The sequence below is a fragment of the Arenicella chitinivorans genome (genome assembly GCF_014651515.1).
GTDB classification, from domain to species: domain Bacteria; phylum Pseudomonadota; class Gammaproteobacteria; order Arenicellales; family Arenicellaceae; genus Arenicella; species Arenicella chitinivorans.
In genome coordinates, this window is sequence record NZ_BMXA01000002.1 from 66,615 (window position 1) to 83,041 (window position 16,427).

Consider the following 16,427-nt stretch of genomic DNA (forward strand, 5'->3'; position numbering starts at 1 on the left):
AACGGACAATGAGGTTGAAACCATGTTTTATTGGGTTGAGGAGATGCGCGTGTTATACGCGTTGAGGAAATGGGTTGTCGGGGCGACATGCAGTGTTGCATTACTGGTGTCGGGCTTAGTCTCGGCTGCACCAGGTCCGGAATCAAAAAGTATTGAATTCTGGGATGACTACGAAGAACGCAGTCTGATTAATGTGAATCACGATCCTTGGCAAGCGATTCTAAATAGATATTTGGATGACACGCATCCAAGTGGCATTAATCGGTTTGATTACGCGGGAGTCACCGAAGTCGATCTGCAGCGTCTTGCTGACTATCTCGACTATTTGCAATTACTTGAACCGCGCCAATTAAATCGCAGTGAACAGTTGGCGTATTGGATCAATTTGTATAACGCAAAAACGGTCGAGATCGTGATCCGTTCTTACCAAAATGGCGACGAGGTTAGTAGTATTCGTCAGATCCGTTCTGGAGTTTTTACGGCGGGTCCTTGGGAACGCGAGTCGGTGAAGATTTCGCAGCAGGATCTGAGTTTAGACAATATTGAGCATGGCATTCTACGTCCACACTGGCAGGACCATCGTCTACACTTTGTGTTGAATTGTGCCAGTCTAGGCTGCCCGAACTTGCTCAAAACGGCGTTCGATGGTGACAATAACGAGGCTCTTCTGAACGGCGCAGAACAGGCGTTTATGCAGCATCCTCGTGCGGCGCGCATTGAGAATGGGCAATTAGTTTTGTCCTCTTTGTTCGATTGGTATGGCAAAGATTTTGCGGACGATGAGGCGGGTATGCTAGCGTATCTGCGTAAACACGTGAGTCCAGAAGTCGCCGGTGCCATCGGTGCTGCCGGTGGTCCAGAATTTGAATACGATTGGGATTTGAATAAACCGGACTCCTGAGCCTTGTCTGCAGCGCGTTGCTTGGTGCAGAATCGATGGTCTCAAAACCAAGTACGCATTCAGTCTTAGTGTATGGCTCACGATCACGCAGTTTCAGCTCAAATTCAGCAACAGCTCAGTCAGGCGTTGCAAACGCTCCGTGCCGGTGGCGTAATCGCGTATCCAACAGAGTATTGTTTTGGTCTTGGTTGCGATCCACGTAATCAACGCAGCGTCGAGCGACTATTGCGGGTAAAGCAACGTGATGCGTCGCAAGGTGTCATTTTAATTGCCGGTGACCTCGCGCAGGTCGAAGACTATGCTGAGCTTGCTGGGCTGACTAAGATTGAGCAGATTCAGGCTAGCTGGCCAGGAGCGAATACTTGGTTGTTGCCGGCGAAAGCACACGTCCCTGCTTGGGTGCGTGGCAAACATACCACAATTGCCATGCGTATTCCGGGTCATCCTATTAGTCGTGTGCTGTGCCAAGAGTACGGGCACGCCATCGTCTCGACTAGCGCCAATCGCCATGGCCAGCCAGCGTTGCTAACGACTGAGACGGTGATGGCTGAGTTGGGCGATGAGTTGGATTTCGTCTTGGATGCGCCGGTCGGTGGTGCGGAGTCTGCCTCGACAATTCGGGATGCCATCACCGGACAAATCCTGCGATAATCGGTCGCCAATTGAACAACCTTCTATTAGACGCATGCGAGACCAAGTCGTTCAGTATCTCAAGTCCCTGCAAGACGCAATTTGTGATGGGCTCAGTCAGTTAGATGGCTCGAACTTTGTAGAAGACGCTTGGACGCACCACAGCGGCCAGGGCGGGGGGCGCACGCGCGTTTTGGCGGATGGCAACGTGATCGAAAAAGGTGGCGTATTATTCTCGCACATCATGGGCGACAAAATGCCAGCTTCGGCAAGCGCCAAACGACCGGAGCTGGCAGGTAAGTCGTTCGAGGCAATGGGGGTATCGTTGGTTATTCATCCGCGCAACCCTTTTGCCCCGACGTCGCATATGAACGTGCGATTCTTTGTCGCAGGTGCCGACACCGACGCACCAGTTTGGTGGTTTGGTGGTGGTTTTGATCTGACACCATACTATGGATTTGAAGAGGATGCGCGCCACTGGCATCAAACTGCCTACTCGGCGTGCGAACCCTTTGGTGAGCGCACGTATCGAGACTATAAAACTTGGTGCGATGAGTACTTCCACTTGCCGCACCGGCAAGAGCAGCGGGGCATTGGCGGCTTGTTTTTTGACGACGTCAATACGCCGGGGTTTGATGCCTGCTTTGGCCTTATGCGCAACGTAGGTGACCACTACCTGCCTGCGATCCTGCCGATCCTCGAGCGACGCAAAGATACGCCTTATGAGCAAGCACACCGTGACTGGCAGTTGCTGCGCCGAGGTCGTTACGTGGAGTTCAATCTCGTATTCGACCGCGGGACATTATTTGGTTTACAGTCTGGCGGGCGCACGGAGTCAATTTTAGTATCGATGCCTCCCATGGTGGCCTGGGCGTATCGCGCAGAACCCAAACCTGGAACACCCGAGGCAGAATTGTTGTCCAGATACCTTGTGCCACAAGATTGGTTGTCATGATTTGGCTTTACCGCCTCATTCTAAATTTGGCTATCCCGTTTGGTTTGATCGGGCTGGTGTTGCGCGGGTTTCGCAATCCACAGTACTGGCGTCGGTGGCCAGAACGTTTCGGTGTAGTGCCGCGCCAGGTTCGCGATGCGGGCCCGTTTGATTACTGGATCCATGCGGTCTCGGTTGGTGAAGCGCGCGCGGCGGCACCACTGGTCAAACAGTTGCTAAGCGAGCAACCCGAACTCAAGATTCTGGTGACCACCACGACACCGACCGGCTCGGCGATGGTTCAAATGATGCTGCAGGATCGCGTGCGCCATTGTTATTTTCCGTATGATTTGAGTTGGGCGATGCGACGCTTTGTGGTGGCGGTGCGACCTCGAATCGCGTTGATTATGGAGACCGAAATCTGGCCAGAAATGATAGCCATCGTGAAGCAGCACGATGCCTTACTGGTGTACACCAATGTGCGCTTGTCAGAGCGCTCCTATCGTGGCTATGCACGATTCTCAAATTGGGTTTCACAGACCCTCAGTCATGTGGATCATTTTGCGGTGCAAGGTGATTTAGACGCCAAGCATTTAGCCTTGCTGGGTGTGCCTGAAGCCAAAATCAGCATTACTGGCAGTATCAAATTTGATGTGGCGGTACCACCAAGTTTGTTTGAGTCGGCCGAAGTATTGCGGCGGCAGTTGGGGCAGGATCGCCTGATCTGGATTGCCGGCAGCACGCGTGAGGGCGAAGAGGGCATTATTCTCTCTGTCTACAAAGAACTTAAATCGCGGTTCCCCAGCTTGTTGCTGGTGTTGGTGCCAAGGCACCCAGAGCGCTTTGATTCGGTGGCGCGCAAAGTGCAGCGACGTGGCCTTATCGGTGTGCGACGCACCGATCAACTGCCGCAGATCGATAGTGATGTGGACGTGTATTTGGGCGACACCATGGGGGAATTGTCCCTGCTGTACGCCAGTTCAGATGTGGCTTTCGTCGGTGGTAGTCTAGTGCCACTAGGTGGTCAAAATATTCTCGAACCGTGTGCGCTTGGCGTGCCGGTCGTGTTCGGACAACACATGTTTAATTTTCCTGATATCAGTCGATGGACAATCAAGGAAGGGGCCGGCGTTATGGTGCACAGTGAGCAGGCGCTGGCTGAAACGGTCGCAGAGTTGCTGGCGAACGCTAATTTTCGTGACGAAATGGGGCGTCGAGGCCGCGCGTTTATCGATGCGCATCGCGGTGCGCTGGCTCGAAATGTGGCTTTACTGTCGAGCTTAACCGCGCACCAGTAATCCCGTGTTAAAGAAACGGGTGGTCGGATTCGAGCCGTAATAACAGCGCGAGCGTTTTCGCGTCGTCGATTTCACCGTTCAGGCACATCGCTTTTACTGTCTTCAGCGGCAGCCAGTGTGCGTCCAATTGTTCGGCATCGTCCAAGTTTACTTGACCATCGGCGAGGTCGCGCGCCTCGAATAGATACAAAACTTCATTGCTGAATCCCGGGCTGCACACGATCTTGCCCAAATCCCGCCAGCGGTGGGCTTTTACCCCAGCTTCCTCTTCCAGTTCACGTCGGGCGGTCTCCAACGGTGGTTCATTGGGTTCCAGGCAGCCAGCAGGAAACTCCCAAATAAAGCGCCCAACCGCATGTCGCCACTGTTTCAGCAGACAAACTTCGTCTTTTTCGTTGATCGCTGCAATCACGGCGCCACCAGGATGCTTAACAATATCGAAATAGGTGTGCCCTCCATTGGGAAAATCGACCCGCTCTTTGTGTAAGTCGATCAGGCTACCCTTGTGGATTAGTTTATTGCGCATCCGTGTTTGGGTCCATCCTATTTGAATGTCAGCAAACTCGGCTGATAGTCGTCGGGCGCCTCGAATCCAAGCAGGTTGATGGTTGTGGCGGCAATATGGGTCAAACCAGCATCGGGTGGCGGTGTGAGTTGGTATTCACCATTGTAATTCGGGTCGACGATGGCGAAGGGAACCGGGCTCAGCGTGTGGCTGGTCTTGGGTGTGCGAATGCCATTTTTTTCGGTGTACATGATGTCCGCGTTGCCGTGGTCAGCGGTGTAGAGCAGAATGCCGCCAGCAGCCTCGATTGCATCAATCAGCTTGGCGACGCATTCGTCAACCACCTCCATCGCTTCAATGGCAGCAGCCAAGTCACCCGTGTGACCAACCATGTCACCATTCGCGAGATTAAGTCGTCCGAACTGGTATTCGCCACTTTCAATCAACGCAATCGTTTTCTCAGTGATCTCGCGCGCTTTCATAGCGGGCGCCTGATTGAATTCGATATTGTCAGATGGAATCTCAATGTAGGTTTCCAAGTCTTTATCGATGTAACCAGAGCGGTTGCCATTCCAGAAAAAGGTAACGTGACCGTATTTCTGGGTCTCGGAGATTGCGAACAGTTTCACACCTTCAGCACACAGGTACTCCCCCATGGTACGGTCGATATTCGGCGGGTTGACCAAATAACGCGCTGGAATGAACTCGTCACCGTCATATTGCAGCATGCCCGCGTAGTAGAGGCTCGGATGTGGGCGATGCTCGTCGCGGTCAAATTTGTCAAAGTGGTCGCGTTCGTACGCCAACGAGATTTCGATTGCGCGGTCGCCACGAAAATTGAACAGAATCACGGCATCGCCATCCTGCATCCGGCCTACCGGTTCACCGTCTTTAGCAATCACGAAGGCAGGCAGGTATTGGTCATCTTTACCGGTGGCTTCATACATGGCTTCCACCGCATCGGCTGCGCATCCAAAGGTTTGGCCGATTCCGTGCGTATGGCAGTGGTAGCCGCGGCGGACCATGTCCCAGTCCGCTTCGTAACGATCCATGGTGATTTCCATTCGACCGCCGCCACTGGCAATGCGGAAATTGCTGTCATATTGGGCGTTGAGCTCGTTGATTAAGGCTTCGGTTTGCTCGATGTAGACTAATGCGGACCGAGCAGCAACGTCACGGCCATCCAGTAGGATGTGAATACAGCACTGCTTAACACCTTGTTCGGCGGCTTTGCGCATCAGTGCATAGAGGTGTTGTGTGTGGGCATGAATGTTGCCATCGGAGTGCAAGCCCAGCAGGTGCAGCGTGTTGTTGCGACCATGTTCGATTGCCTCCTGCCAAACATCAGTTTCATATACTTTACCGCTGTCGAGTGCTTGGTTTACTAGCTTGGCACCTTGCGCAAAAATTCGACCTGCGCCTAAGGCGTTGTGACCAACCTCGCTGTTTCCCATGTCATCATCAGATGGTAGACCGACCGCCGTACCATGCGCTGCTAGCTCGGTGTAAAGGGTTTGTGCGGCAAGCTTATCTAGGGTCGGCGTGTGAGCTTCAGTGACAGCATTGCTAGGTCCAGCCGGTGCGACGCCGACGCCGTCAGCGACCAGAATAACAACAGGCCCTTTACGACCAGCGAATTTAGCGTGTTTTTTCAAAGACAAAGTCATGAGTGTCTCAACCTGGGTTACAAGTGATTTAATGCCTGTTGGAGTTGGGCTAGAGCTTGAGCACGGTGACTCAAGGTCCTTTTAGTTTCGGGTGGCAGTGCCGCGGCAGTGCAGCCTTGCTCGGGCACCATGAACAGTGGATCGTACCCGAACCCTGCGCTGCCGGATGGTGCATCAGTGATTTCACCTTGCCAGCTACCTTGGCAAATGATGGGGGTTGGGTCAAGCGCATGTCGCAAGTAAACAATCACGCATTGAAAACGAGCGCGACGGTCTTTCACGCCCGCAAGCGCCGCAAGCAGCTTTGCATTATTGGCCGCGTCGCCTTGGCCTTCAGCGTAACGTGAAGAGTGAATCCCCGGAGCGCCGTGCAGCGCGCGTACTTCTAGCCCAGAATCATCGGCGATTGCCGGTAGGCCGGTTAGCTCGCAGGCGTGACGGGCTTTTTTTAATGCATTTTCCACAAACGTCAAGCCATCTTCGACTGCCTCGGGAATATCAAATTCACTCTGCGGAACGATACTGAAACCCAGGCTCTCAAGCGTGGATTGCATTTCGGCCACTTTGCCGACATTGCCGGTGGCGAGGACGACCTTTTGCATGCCTAACTCGCGAGTGCCTGTGTTTGATACTGGATGAGTTCTTTAATGCCTTTGTCGGCCAACGCCAGCATGTCGGTCATTTCTTGGGCTGTAAACGGTGCGCCCTCAGCCGTACCTTGTACTTCGATAAATGCGCCATTCATGTCCATAATCACATTCATGTCGGTATGAGCTGTGCTGTCTTCAGGATAGTCCAGATCAAGGACTGGCATGCCTTGATAAATGCCAACCGAGACCGACGCTATTTGCCGAGCAATGGGTGATTTGCTAATCATTTTTTTATTCAGCATGTGATTTATCGCGTCATTCAGTGCCACGTAAGCGCCGGTGATTGAAGCGGTGCGTGTGCCGCCATCGGCTTGGATCACATCGCAGTCCAAGGTGATTGAATGTTCGCCCAACTGCGTTAAATCTACGGCAGCGCGTAATGAGCGGCCGATTAGACGTTGAATTTCTTGGGTGCGACCCGATTGTTTGCCGCGTGCAGCCTCGCGCCCCATTCGCGTGCCGGTTGAACGGGGTAACATGCCATATTCAGCAGTGATCCACCCTTGACCCTGTCCTTTTAGAAAGTGCGGAATGCGGGTTTCGACACTGGCGGTACACAACACCTTGGTTTGTCCGCAGCTGATCAATACTGAGCCTTCGGCGTGTGCAGTGTAATTTCGTTCGATGGTTATCGGGCGCAGCTCATCGGCCGCGCGCCCGCTGGGGCGAGAAATCGTCATACTGTTTATTCTAAATTGGTTTTGACCACCAAGGGTCAGAGTAGGGTGGTGTTAGTTTACCACCAGTGCATTACAGCTTTTCGTCTAGTTCCGAAATGAAGCTCTCAATTTCGTAAATCGCATTGTCCAAGTCTTTCATGTCGAATTTCTTGGCCGGTTCGGCTTCTGCTTTTTCTTCGGGTTTGGGGTTTGCGGCAGCAATTGACTCATCCAACAATTGAATCGAATTTGATTCTTCGAATTCGTCGAAATTGGGTGACTCTAGTTGTTTGACGCCCCAAAACAGAATCACGATCGACAGGTTGTCACTCGGTGCCTTATTGCGATTTTCCAAGGTCTGTAGTAGCGAGTCGAGCCCCAGGCTTGGGTGCTGCGGATCGACATAGTCGTCAAGATCTTCTGGTTTGAAGGAGGCCCACGCACCATCGGAAGCTAGAAAAAGGATCTCGCCGTCTTTCATTTTGTGCGGCTGACTTACTTCAGGGCGGGGGCTTTCTAAGCCACCGACGCAGCGATTGATTGGACTGTTGTGCTCACGTCCTGGCTTAATCGAAACGTGATCCTCGGTCGCTTCGCGGATTTTGCGCTTTCGAATTAGGTACAGTCGACTGTCGCCTGAGTGTGCCCAGTGTGCAATACCTTTGTAAATCAGACACACCACGCAGGTAGTTTTCGGGGATTCAACGTTGAAGCCCTGACTTACTGCACGACGATGGATCGTATGGTGCGCGTAGTTGATCGACAGGGTTAGGAAGCTGTCTGCCTTGGCCAGCTGCTGCGGTGTGGCTTTGCGAAACGAGTCACCCATGGCATCCACAAATGCTTGCGATGCGATTTCACCGCCTGCATGCCCGCCAAGCCCGTCAGCGACAACTAGCAATACGCAGTCTTCGCGTTCGTAGATCGCGGTGCGATCCTCGTTATAGTCGCGACCTCCCTGATGGCTTTGTTGGGCGAGAGAATAATGCATGTTTTAATCCAGCAGTGTTTAGCTACCGTGTTGTCATAATTTCCACGAACTCATCTACTGACTGTGGACGTTGTTTCGGATCGAGGTTGCTGGCTTTATCAATCGCTAAAATCAAATTCTTACGATAATGACGACCGTGCGTGTCTTTCAAGGGTCTTAGTGTGTCTTTTTTCAGCCGCTTTACCGCCGACGGGGGCGATTTGTGCGTAATGCAGGCACGCATGGTCATGGCGATGGCATATAGGTCAGAACATAAATCAAGATTGTCTTTTTCGTGCTGTTCTGGCGCGGAATAACCATGCGTTAGCGTGTGTACTTTGTGGCGCTCTTTTTGCGGGAATTTATAGGCTGCGCCCAGATCCAGAATCAGCGGTACACCGCTCGCGCGCAGTAGAATGTTACTGGGTTTGATGTCCAGGTGCAGAAAGTGGTTTTTGTGTACCTCTTTGAGGCCAGCCAACACCATACTGAACACACTCAGAATAAACTCTTCATCCGGCACGTACTCGGTATTCTTAATAAACCAACGTAGATCTTTACCGTGCTCGAATCGCATCACTAAATACGCGGTATTATTACTACGGAAAAAGTTAGATACGTTGACGATATTGGGATGATTAATCTGTGACAGCGTCAGGCCTTCATCAAAAAACCGCTTTAATCCGATGTGATATTTGTGTTCCTGGTCTTTAGGGTAGACATGCAGTGACCCGTCGCGCGCGCGGCGCATGCAGTTGGTCGCGTAGAATTCTTTAATCGCCACCACGGTATTGGACTTGGTATCCAATGCACTGTAAACCACACTAAAACCGCCAACGCCGATTACCTTACCAATTTTGTAATGCTCGACCATCGTATCGGGTCGCAGCGGCATGGCTGGAATATTTTGCGGTTTAGGTTTCAGGATGCTCATTCAGGTATTATAGTCGCTCGCTGCGAAAATCAACAAAATTTTTGTTCGCAACAAATAGCTTGAAACACAATTGGTTGCGGTTTTTCCATAATCGTAACACATAGGAGAAATTATGACGCAAAGCATGACCGCGTACGCCCAGGCGGCAGTCGAAACGGAACTCGGTGAACTTAGTTGCGAGCTGCGAAGTGTGAATCATCGCTACTTGGAAATCGCCCCGCGCATGCCTGAAGAGCTGCGTGTGCACGAGGGCCTGCTGCGTGAGGCTATATCTGCCAAGCTCGCGCGCGGACGCATCGACTGCTTTATTCGTCTCAAAGAAAATGAAGCTGGCGGTTTGGAGCCCAATGCTGACGCAGCAAGTAACTTGCAATCATTGCTCCAAGCGATCAAAAAAGACGTGCCGGAAATGCAGCCGATTCGCGCGGTGGATGTGTTGCGTTGGCCCGGCATTTTACAAGCCAAGAAAGTGGCTCCCGAGGTAATGCAAGCCCATTTGATGACGGTGTTGCATGACGCCTTGGATGGCTTAATTGTCTCGCGCGCCACCGAAGGGCGCAAAATGGCTGAGCTGATTCTACAACGCCTCGCTAGCATGCGTGAGGTGGTGGCCGAGGTTGGTGAGTTTGTGCCCGAGATCGCGACCAATTTTCGTGCACGATTGGAAGAGAAGATGGCCGATATCCAAGATCAGCTGGATCCAGCTCGCCTAGAGCAAGAAATGGTGTTCTTTCTGCAAAAAACCGATGTCGCCGAAGAGCTGGATCGTTTAACCGTGCACATTGACGAGGTCACTGCTGTGCTCGCCAAGCCCGAGCCTGCTGGTCGCCGTCTCGACTTTCTCATGCAAGAGCTCAACCGTGAAGCCAACACGCTCGGCTCTAAAGCACAGGACGCGCGCTTAACGAAGGCGTCCGTAGACTTGAAAGTTTTTATCGAGCAAATGCGCGAGCAGGTGCAGAATATTGAGTAGTTTTCACCTATCTGAAGAATGGCGAAAACCGTGCATTCTCTGGCGCCTTGGTGGAGTAGGCTGGGGTCGTCCTGGACTGCTTCGGAGCTGCCCTTCTGAGTTGATCGCAACCGCGACGCATCAATTATAAAGTAATCCTCGATTTGCAATGGTTGGAAAACGTTATGAACAAGCACGATCAATACATGGCCGACTTTATGAAGGTGTACCAACCGTTAGCGCGCTGGGGGCCTGGCAATGACGCCGACTCACTCAAGGCGTTGTCGTCACTCCCAATCACACCGCGAAACATCCTTGATATTGGCTGTGGTAAAGGTTTTTCCACTCAGTTGCTGGCGCAGCATACCGACGCGCACATCGTGGCAGTCGACAACCAGCAAAGTGCGCTCGATGAACTTGGAAAGCGCCTTGCAGAACGACAGTTAGATGCGCGTATTACACTGAGTTGCGCAAGTATGATGGCGCTACCATTTTCACCGGCCAGTTTTGATTGCATATGGTCAGAAGGGTCCGCTTACATCATGGGTATTGAGCAAGCGCTCGTAAAGTGGCGACCGTTACTTGAGCGCCATGGCTGCATGGTGATCAGTGATCTAGTTTGGCTGACCAATAATCCAAGCGCGGCGGCGATTAAATTTTGGCAGCAAGAATACGCGGATCTGCAAACAGTGGCGACGCGCTTGACGCAAATGCAGGTAGCTGGCTTTGAGGTTGTTGATCATTTTACGCTGAGTGAACAAGCCGGGTTGGATTACTACAGCCCCCTAAAGGCGCGCGTTTTAGAGCTTAAGCCAAGCATGACTGATTCAGCAGCAATTGGGGATCTGGAGCGAGAGATTGCGATTTTTGAGCATCACCCTGGTGAGTTTGCTTATCACATGTTTGTGCTTCAAAAAGGGGCGTAATGTTGAGTGTCTCGATGGGCGAGGCGGCGCGGAATCTAAACCCTACTCCTTTATAAGAGCGGCCTCTCCACTAGTCTGTGGCCAGCGCCAAGGGCACACAAAGGAATGCGAAAGTGGTGTCATAGTCAGTGTCAAACCCGTATCTGTTTGCCCTTAGCGCACCGGCGCGGCTCAGCGTTGCCACGGATGAGCAGCAAGCCTGTATGAATGGTTTCTCCATGTTTAGTTACTGTGGCGTATGAATCGCGCTGCAGCTTGCGGCGCGAGAAGATCGAGTTGGTTCTAGCGTATTTCAGGTAGCCAGATGTGTTGACAAGAACGCCTGCGAGCTTACTTACTTGCTTGGTTTGCTGCACTGAATTACTGACTAGTGTCGGAGTTGGCTAGGGCGCGGACAATCGCTTTATTCCTCCGGGTTGTGGGGCGCAGGCGTCTGCACGTTTTCATTTGTGTATTACAATTATTCTCTTAAGTGTCTGACCATATTATTTGACACTTATCTTGTTTTGATATTAAATCTGCTTTGGTTAGAGGTCGATTGTCAATCAAAAAAGGGTGCGCGCCATGTGCTCTCACGCAGATTGATGGTGGTTTTTGCGCGATAAACAAAAAAAGCAATAATCCAAAATAGCAATTATCTACTGGCTTTGTATCTGTACGCCTCTGACCGTTAGCGAGTCGCTTGCTGTCGTCCTAGACGCTTAACTGTGGATGTGGCGCCCTCTTATTGTAAGACCAATATTTCTATATTTGGTCATACAATATGGGTGCGTATTGATCGCCGTGCGCGTTAACGCAGCAAGGATTTGCCACCGGAGGAGGAATTTCTGTCGTTAGAGATTCCTGCAAAATGTGATGCTCATGCGGATGCTCGCGTGGAAGTGCATCGAGTGGAAAATGCCGTGTAAGTTTCCATGTGTCTTGAATTTCAATGAATAGAAATAGTGTCCATGAACATAAAGCCCCAACGCATAATTTTTACCCTACTGCTGCTCGCCTTTGCGGGTTCGTCGAACGCCGTCGATGTCGTCAATGATGACTTTTTGGTAGATGGTACAGCCGTGACCGATGCCCGGTATTTTGGCTCAAGTACACCAGATGCCATCGAGATCAATACCAATTCGATTGGCTTAGTCAGTGGCGCTTCAGGTCGTCAATTACATGCTTTGTTTGAAACCCAAAAGCTGGTCAACCCCGGCGATAAGCTCGAGGCTGAAATCTCGTTTTTAATGCCGACGACGGTGGCAACCAGCAATGAGGATATTCGCATTGGTTTATTTGATCACTTAGAGCGGAATACGCCCGACCAGCTGGCGCAAAATACCAGTTACAGTAGCGCGTCGCCCAACCCAAGTTTCTCAGGCTTACCGGGTTTTTACGTCGAGCTAGATGTCGAAAGTGCGGATCCTACCTCGGACTTGGATATTCGTCGTTCTGATCCCTCGGCTACCGGCCGTTTGCTTGGTACATCGACGGGTTTCACAGCCTTTGGAAGTGGGCCAGATTTTGGTTATACGATTGCGGCAAATACTGCCTACACGTTGTACTTGAGTGTGACGCGTACAATTTCAGGCGCGTTGGAAATTACGGCGACGTTTAATGGTCAGTCACACACCTCGCTTGATTTGGCGCCAGCATCCTATCACCTAGGCATGTTGGCGATCGGCGCTTCTACGGGCGCGGCGGGCTCAAGTAATACGCCAGGGCTGGACCCCAATACGATTAATGACAATGGGCTGGATATTACCCGTTTCACTGTATCATTTACTGCGGGCACACCAAGCGATGGTGGTGATCCTGGTGGAGAACCGGGCACTGGCATCTTCGCGGAAGTGGTCAATGATGTGTTCGCCATTGATGGTACCGATCCGTTGAATACCGATGCGCAATACTTTGCGTCGAGCAGTTCCGCTGCGATTGAATTGAATGCCGACTCAATTGGCTTGGTCAGTGGCACATCGAGTCGACAGATTCATAGTTTGTTCGACACGCAGACTTTGGCTGCGCCAGGCGATTATGTTGAGGCAAGGATTACATTTAGGACGCCGACAACTGTGGGGTCGACGAATGAGGATCTGCGGATCGGTTTGTTTGATCACCTAGAGCGAACAACGGATACTGAACTAGGGCAAAACACCAGTTACAGCAGTAGCACACCGAATCCACTGTTTGAGGGGTTGCCGGGCTTTTATCTAGAATTGGATGTGGAAAGCGCGGATCCGACCACAGACCTCGATATTCGTCGTTCAGATCCCAGCATGACCGGGCGCTCTATTTCTACCTCATCTGGTTTTTCCAGTATTGGAAACGGCCCTGATGTTGGGTACGCATTGCAGGCAGACACGCAGTACACCGTGGTGTTAACGGTGACGCGCACCGCAACGGGTACGCTGGAAATCAAGGCCGACTTTGCAGGCGCGTCTTATACGGCGACAGACTTACTTCCGGCCTCGTACAATATTGGCATGTTAGCGATCAATGCGTCGTCCGGCGCATTCGGTACTTCGAATGTCGCTGGGGAGGTCGATAACGGTATCGATCTTGTTAGTCTCGTCGTTGAATCGGTTACGAGCGAGGACACGGGTGACGGCGGCGGCGATGATGGTGGTAACGGTTCGGGCGATGGTGGCAGCGACGAGTCTGTTGTGGTGGTTGCTGACGATTTTGCAAGCAATGGCACGGCTGGAGCGAGCTCCCGCTATTTCGCGTCCAACAGTACAAGTGCGATCGAATTCAACGACAATTCGGTGGGCGTTGTCAGTGGTCCGTCCGGGCGTCATATTCACAGCTTGTTTCCGACTCAATCGTTGGAGCGCGTTGGCGATATGCTGCGCGCGACTTTGAGCTTTACGACACCAGACACGGTGTCGATTGGTGGCGATGATATTCGTTTCGGTTTGTTTGACCACCTTGGTCGTGATTCAGCCACGGAGTTGGGTGCCAATACCACCTTCAGCTCAAGTAATCCGAATCCACTGTATGCCGGTCTTCCGGGGTACTACGTTGAGGTCGATGTCGAGCGATATAGCCCGCTCACAGACCTCGAGATAGGCCGTTCAAATCCGACGGTAACCGGGCGTCTACTAAATACAAATGGTGGATTTACGCGACAAAATGGTGAAGACATAGGCTACACCATACTGCCGAATACCCATTACACGGTGTATTTGACTGCGGTCCGTACACAAGATGGTTTGGACGTGTCGGCAAACTTTTTGGGGCGGTCATTTACGATTTCCGATGACACACCTTTGTCGACCCAATTCGGTATGTTGGCGATCAATGTTTCCTCGGATGCGATGGGTACCAGCAACGTCCCAGGTCAGCCTGACAATGGTTTAGACATCACGAATCTAAGGGTCGAGTTTATCCGATCAAATGTGGTGGACGATGACCTTGCCAGTAATGGTACCGCTGTGACCGACATGGACTACTTTGCGTCCAGCACGGCTGACGCCATCGAAATCAATAGCAACTCTATCGGATTGGTAAGCGGATCATCCGGTCGTCAAATTCACGGTCTGTTTAATGGTCAATCTCTGGCTAATGCCGGCGATGTGCTGCACGCGACTGTCTCGTTTGTGACGCCGACCACCGTCGCCGCGACGGGTGAAGACCTACGGATTGGTATTTTCGACACCTTGGGCAGAACTGGACCGGATCAATTAGGTCAACACACCAGCTTTAGTTCGGCGTCCCCGAACCCGGATTTTGCGGGGTTACCGGGATACTATCTAGAGCTTGATGTGGAGAATGCTGATTCTGCAACCGACTTAGATATCCGACGATCGAACCCATCTGCTACTGGGCGACTACTAACCACATCCAGCGGTTTTACCGCGCTTGGCAATAGCGACGATATTGGTTATGCGATTCAACCCGAGACCACCTATACGGTGGACCTTCAGCTGACTCGAACTGCGTCAGATGGCCTTGAAATTACCGCTAACTTCTTAGGTAACACCTACAGTGTGGCGGACTCTAGCCCTGCGTCATTTGATTTTGGAATGCTCGCTTTCTACGCCAATTCAAATGCAGTGGGGTCGTCAAACAGCCCGGGTCTTGATCCGGCCATGGTGAACGACAATGGCATTGATATCACGCAAGTAGCCGTCAGATTTACGCCGTTTTTTAGTCCGGAGGTCGTCGACTTGCCGCCGGTTGAACTGCCCACCGGCGATCATCCAGATATCGAATTGATTCCAACTTTACCGGACGGTGTGTTTGTACAGCCAGTTGAGACAGAATATGTACTGGTTTGGAAAGAGGTGACCAAGGTGTTTCGCATTTTTGGTCGCACGTTTCGAATCACCTTTTGGGTGCCTGTGATCGAAGAACGTCTAATTGTGGTTGAGTACACAGACGCGGAGAAAAACGCGCTCCATTTTGGTATCAACCCAGATGTGCAACCTTGGTTCAACTTCGATCTGACCGATTGGGCGCTGGATGCACCGAATCCGGACAATGGTCCGATTACAAGTTCGGCCGGAAACGTATTTGGCAACGGTGACGGATTCTCCGCGCGCACACAAGATTTTCATTTTCTGGTTGGCGAGATGTTTCCTGGTTCGGAGCCATATTTTTTTACCGGATCGGATGGCGCGATGGTTTTTAAGTCAACGGTAGCCGGAGCAAGAACCTCACAAAATACCAGCTATGTGCGGTCCGAATTACGCGAGATGTTGCGCGCCGGCGATGACAGCATCAGCACACAAGGTGTTGGCGCTAATAACTGGGCCTTGGATCACCAGCCGCCGAATCCAGATATTGGCGCACGTGGTGGTCGGTTGACGGCGACCTTGAGTATTGACCAGGTTACCAGTACCGGCGCCTCGGGCCAGGTTGGGCGAGTGATCATCGGTCAGATCCATGCCGAAGACGACGAGCCGCTGCGCTTGTACTATCGTAAACTGCCAGGCAATACCAAGGGCAGTATATATGCAGCGCATGAAGTTCGTGGCGGTGATGACATCAATTTTGACATCATCGGCAGTCGCGCCAGCAATGCGGCGGACCCGATCGACATGGGGATAGAGCTGGGTGAATTGTTCTCTTATGAGATCAACAATGTTGGTGCAATAATCGAGGTCGTCATACGCCGAGGTGATCGCGACGGTGAGATCATCGGGCAGCTTGAAATTGATATGGACAATTTGGTTGCTGGCGGTACCGGTTATGACGTGATCGACGAGTGGATGTACTTCAAAGCTGGCGCTTACTCGCAAAACAATACCGGCAACGGTAACGATTTTGATCAAGTTCGATTCTACCGGCTAAATAACAGTCACTGATACGATTCAGGAGCGGCTCCCTGTGGTGGGGAGTCGCTCAGAAGTCAGCGTGATTCGTCCATCGCTTGATGTATTTTGCGTGACACTTGTCACTCTTTTGCCCTATATCT

The 16,427-nt window shown here is 51.9% G+C and carries 13 protein-coding genes; 7 read left to right on the forward strand and 6 right to left on the reverse strand.

Annotated elements, in window-relative coordinates; all coding sequences use genetic code 11:
* Positions 1-22 precede the first annotated feature (22 nt).
* From IE055_RS05425 to waaA, 4 genes are all read left to right on the forward strand, one after another.
* Positions 23-901 carry a DUF547 domain-containing protein gene (locus tag IE055_RS05425; protein ID WP_189399013.1) on the forward strand — a complete coding sequence of 293 codons (879 nt, stop codon included), beginning with the start codon at positions 23-25 and terminating at the stop codon, positions 899-901.
* Between the two features lie 72 nt (positions 902-973).
* Positions 974-1,552: an L-threonylcarbamoyladenylate synthase type 1 TsaC gene (gene tsaC / locus IE055_RS05430; RefSeq protein ID WP_189399014.1), complete on the forward strand. Its 579-nt coding sequence runs from the start codon at positions 974-976 to the stop codon at positions 1,550-1,552.
* Between the two features lie 34 nt (positions 1,553-1,586).
* Positions 1,587-2,486, forward strand: a complete 900-nt coding sequence (gene hemF, locus IE055_RS05435; protein WP_189399015.1) for an oxygen-dependent coproporphyrinogen oxidase — start codon at positions 1,587-1,589, stop codon at positions 2,484-2,486.
* Complete coding sequence (waaA, locus tag IE055_RS05440; RefSeq protein ID WP_189399016.1) at positions 2,483-3,763, forward strand: lipid IV(A) 3-deoxy-D-manno-octulosonic acid transferase; 1,281 nt, start codon at positions 2,483-2,485, stop codon at positions 3,761-3,763. The genes hemF and waaA overlap by 4 nt, the downstream gene beginning before the upstream one ends.
* A gap of 7 nt (positions 3,764-3,770) precedes the next feature.
* On the opposite strand, the gene IE055_RS05445 is transcribed toward waaA, so the two are convergent.
* From IE055_RS05445 to IE055_RS05470, 6 genes are all read right to left on the reverse strand, one after another.
* On the reverse strand, positions 3,771-4,289 hold the full coding sequence (locus IE055_RS05445; RefSeq protein ID WP_189399017.1) for an NUDIX hydrolase: 519 nt from the start codon (positions 4,287-4,289) through the stop codon (positions 3,771-3,773).
* Between the two features lie 17 nt (positions 4,290-4,306).
* On the reverse strand, positions 4,307-5,935 hold the full coding sequence (gene gpmI, locus IE055_RS05450) for a 2,3-bisphosphoglycerate-independent phosphoglycerate mutase (RefSeq protein ID WP_189399018.1): 1,629 nt from the start codon (positions 5,933-5,935) through the stop codon (positions 4,307-4,309).
* A 17-nt stretch (positions 5,936-5,952) separates the two neighbouring features.
* Positions 5,953-6,537, reverse strand: a complete 585-nt coding sequence (rdgB, locus tag IE055_RS05455; RefSeq protein ID WP_189399019.1) for an RdgB/HAM1 family non-canonical purine NTP pyrophosphatase — start codon at positions 6,535-6,537, stop codon at positions 5,953-5,955.
* A 2-nt stretch (positions 6,538-6,539) separates the two neighbouring features.
* Positions 6,540-7,265, reverse strand: a complete 726-nt coding sequence (rph, locus tag IE055_RS05460) for a ribonuclease PH (RefSeq protein ID WP_189399020.1) — start codon at positions 7,263-7,265, stop codon at positions 6,540-6,542.
* A gap of 70 nt (positions 7,266-7,335) precedes the next feature.
* On the reverse strand, positions 7,336-8,235 hold the full coding sequence (locus IE055_RS05465) for a PP2C family protein-serine/threonine phosphatase (RefSeq protein WP_189399021.1): 900 nt from the start codon (positions 8,233-8,235) through the stop codon (positions 7,336-7,338).
* A 22-nt stretch (positions 8,236-8,257) separates the two neighbouring features.
* Positions 8,258-9,148, reverse strand: coding sequence for a serine/threonine-protein kinase (locus IE055_RS05470; protein ID WP_189399022.1), 891 nt, complete (start codon positions 9,146-9,148; stop codon positions 8,258-8,260).
* A gap of 112 nt (positions 9,149-9,260) precedes the next feature.
* Between IE055_RS05470 and IE055_RS05475 the strand changes: the two genes are divergently transcribed.
* The 3 genes from IE055_RS05475 (at position 9,261) to IE055_RS05485 (ending at position 16,317) form a co-directional block, all read left to right on the forward strand.
* Entirely contained in the window at positions 9,261-10,121 is an 861-nt protein-coding gene (locus IE055_RS05475) for a YicC/YloC family endoribonuclease (protein WP_189399023.1), read from the forward strand.
* A gap of 164 nt (positions 10,122-10,285) precedes the next feature.
* Positions 10,286-11,026, forward strand: coding sequence for a class I SAM-dependent methyltransferase (locus IE055_RS05480; RefSeq protein ID WP_189399024.1), 741 nt, complete (start codon positions 10,286-10,288; stop codon positions 11,024-11,026).
* Between the two features lie 950 nt (positions 11,027-11,976).
* The gene (locus IE055_RS05485; protein ID WP_189399025.1) at positions 11,977-16,317 is read left to right on the forward strand and encodes a polysaccharide lyase family 7 protein; all 4,341 of its coding nucleotides are present in this window, start codon (positions 11,977-11,979) and stop codon (positions 16,315-16,317) included.
* The last annotated feature ends 110 nt before the right edge of the window (positions 16,318-16,427 follow it).

What these genes read in the sequence shown, in the direction of transcription:
- IE055_RS05425 (WP_189399013.1), top strand. Translation starts at nt 23, where the DNA reads ATGTTTTATTGGGTTGAGGAGATGCGCGTGTTATACGCGTTGAGGAAA.
- tsaC (WP_189399014.1), top strand. Translation starts at nt 974, where the DNA reads ATGGCTCACGATCACGCAGTTTCAGCTCAAATTCAGCAACAGCTCAGT.
- hemF (WP_189399015.1), top strand. Translation starts at nt 1,587, where the DNA reads ATGCGAGACCAAGTCGTTCAGTATCTCAAGTCCCTGCAAGACGCAATT.
- waaA (WP_189399016.1), top strand. Translation starts at nt 2,483, where the DNA reads ATGATTTGGCTTTACCGCCTCATTCTAAATTTGGCTATCCCGTTTGGT.
- IE055_RS05445 (WP_189399017.1), bottom strand. Translation starts at nt 4,289, where the DNA reads ATGCGCAATAAACTAATCCACAAGGGTAGCCTGATCGACTTACACAAA.
- gpmI (WP_189399018.1), bottom strand. Translation starts at nt 5,935, where the DNA reads ATGACTTTGTCTTTGAAAAAACACGCTAAATTCGCTGGTCGTAAAGGG.
- rdgB (WP_189399019.1), bottom strand. Translation starts at nt 6,537, where the DNA reads ATGCAAAAGGTCGTCCTCGCCACCGGCAATGTCGGCAAAGTGGCCGAA.
- rph (WP_189399020.1), bottom strand. Translation starts at nt 7,265, where the DNA reads ATGACGATTTCTCGCCCCAGCGGGCGCGCGGCCGATGAGCTGCGCCCG.
- IE055_RS05465 (WP_189399021.1), bottom strand. Translation starts at nt 8,235, where the DNA reads ATGCATTATTCTCTCGCCCAACAAAGCCATCAGGGAGGTCGCGACTAT.
- IE055_RS05470 (WP_189399022.1), bottom strand. Translation starts at nt 9,148, where the DNA reads ATGAGCATCCTGAAACCTAAACCGCAAAATATTCCAGCCATGCCGCTG.
- IE055_RS05475 (WP_189399023.1), top strand. Translation starts at nt 9,261, where the DNA reads ATGACGCAAAGCATGACCGCGTACGCCCAGGCGGCAGTCGAAACGGAA.
- IE055_RS05480 (WP_189399024.1), top strand. Translation starts at nt 10,286, where the DNA reads ATGAACAAGCACGATCAATACATGGCCGACTTTATGAAGGTGTACCAA.
- IE055_RS05485 (WP_189399025.1), top strand. Translation starts at nt 11,977, where the DNA reads ATGAACATAAAGCCCCAACGCATAATTTTTACCCTACTGCTGCTCGCC.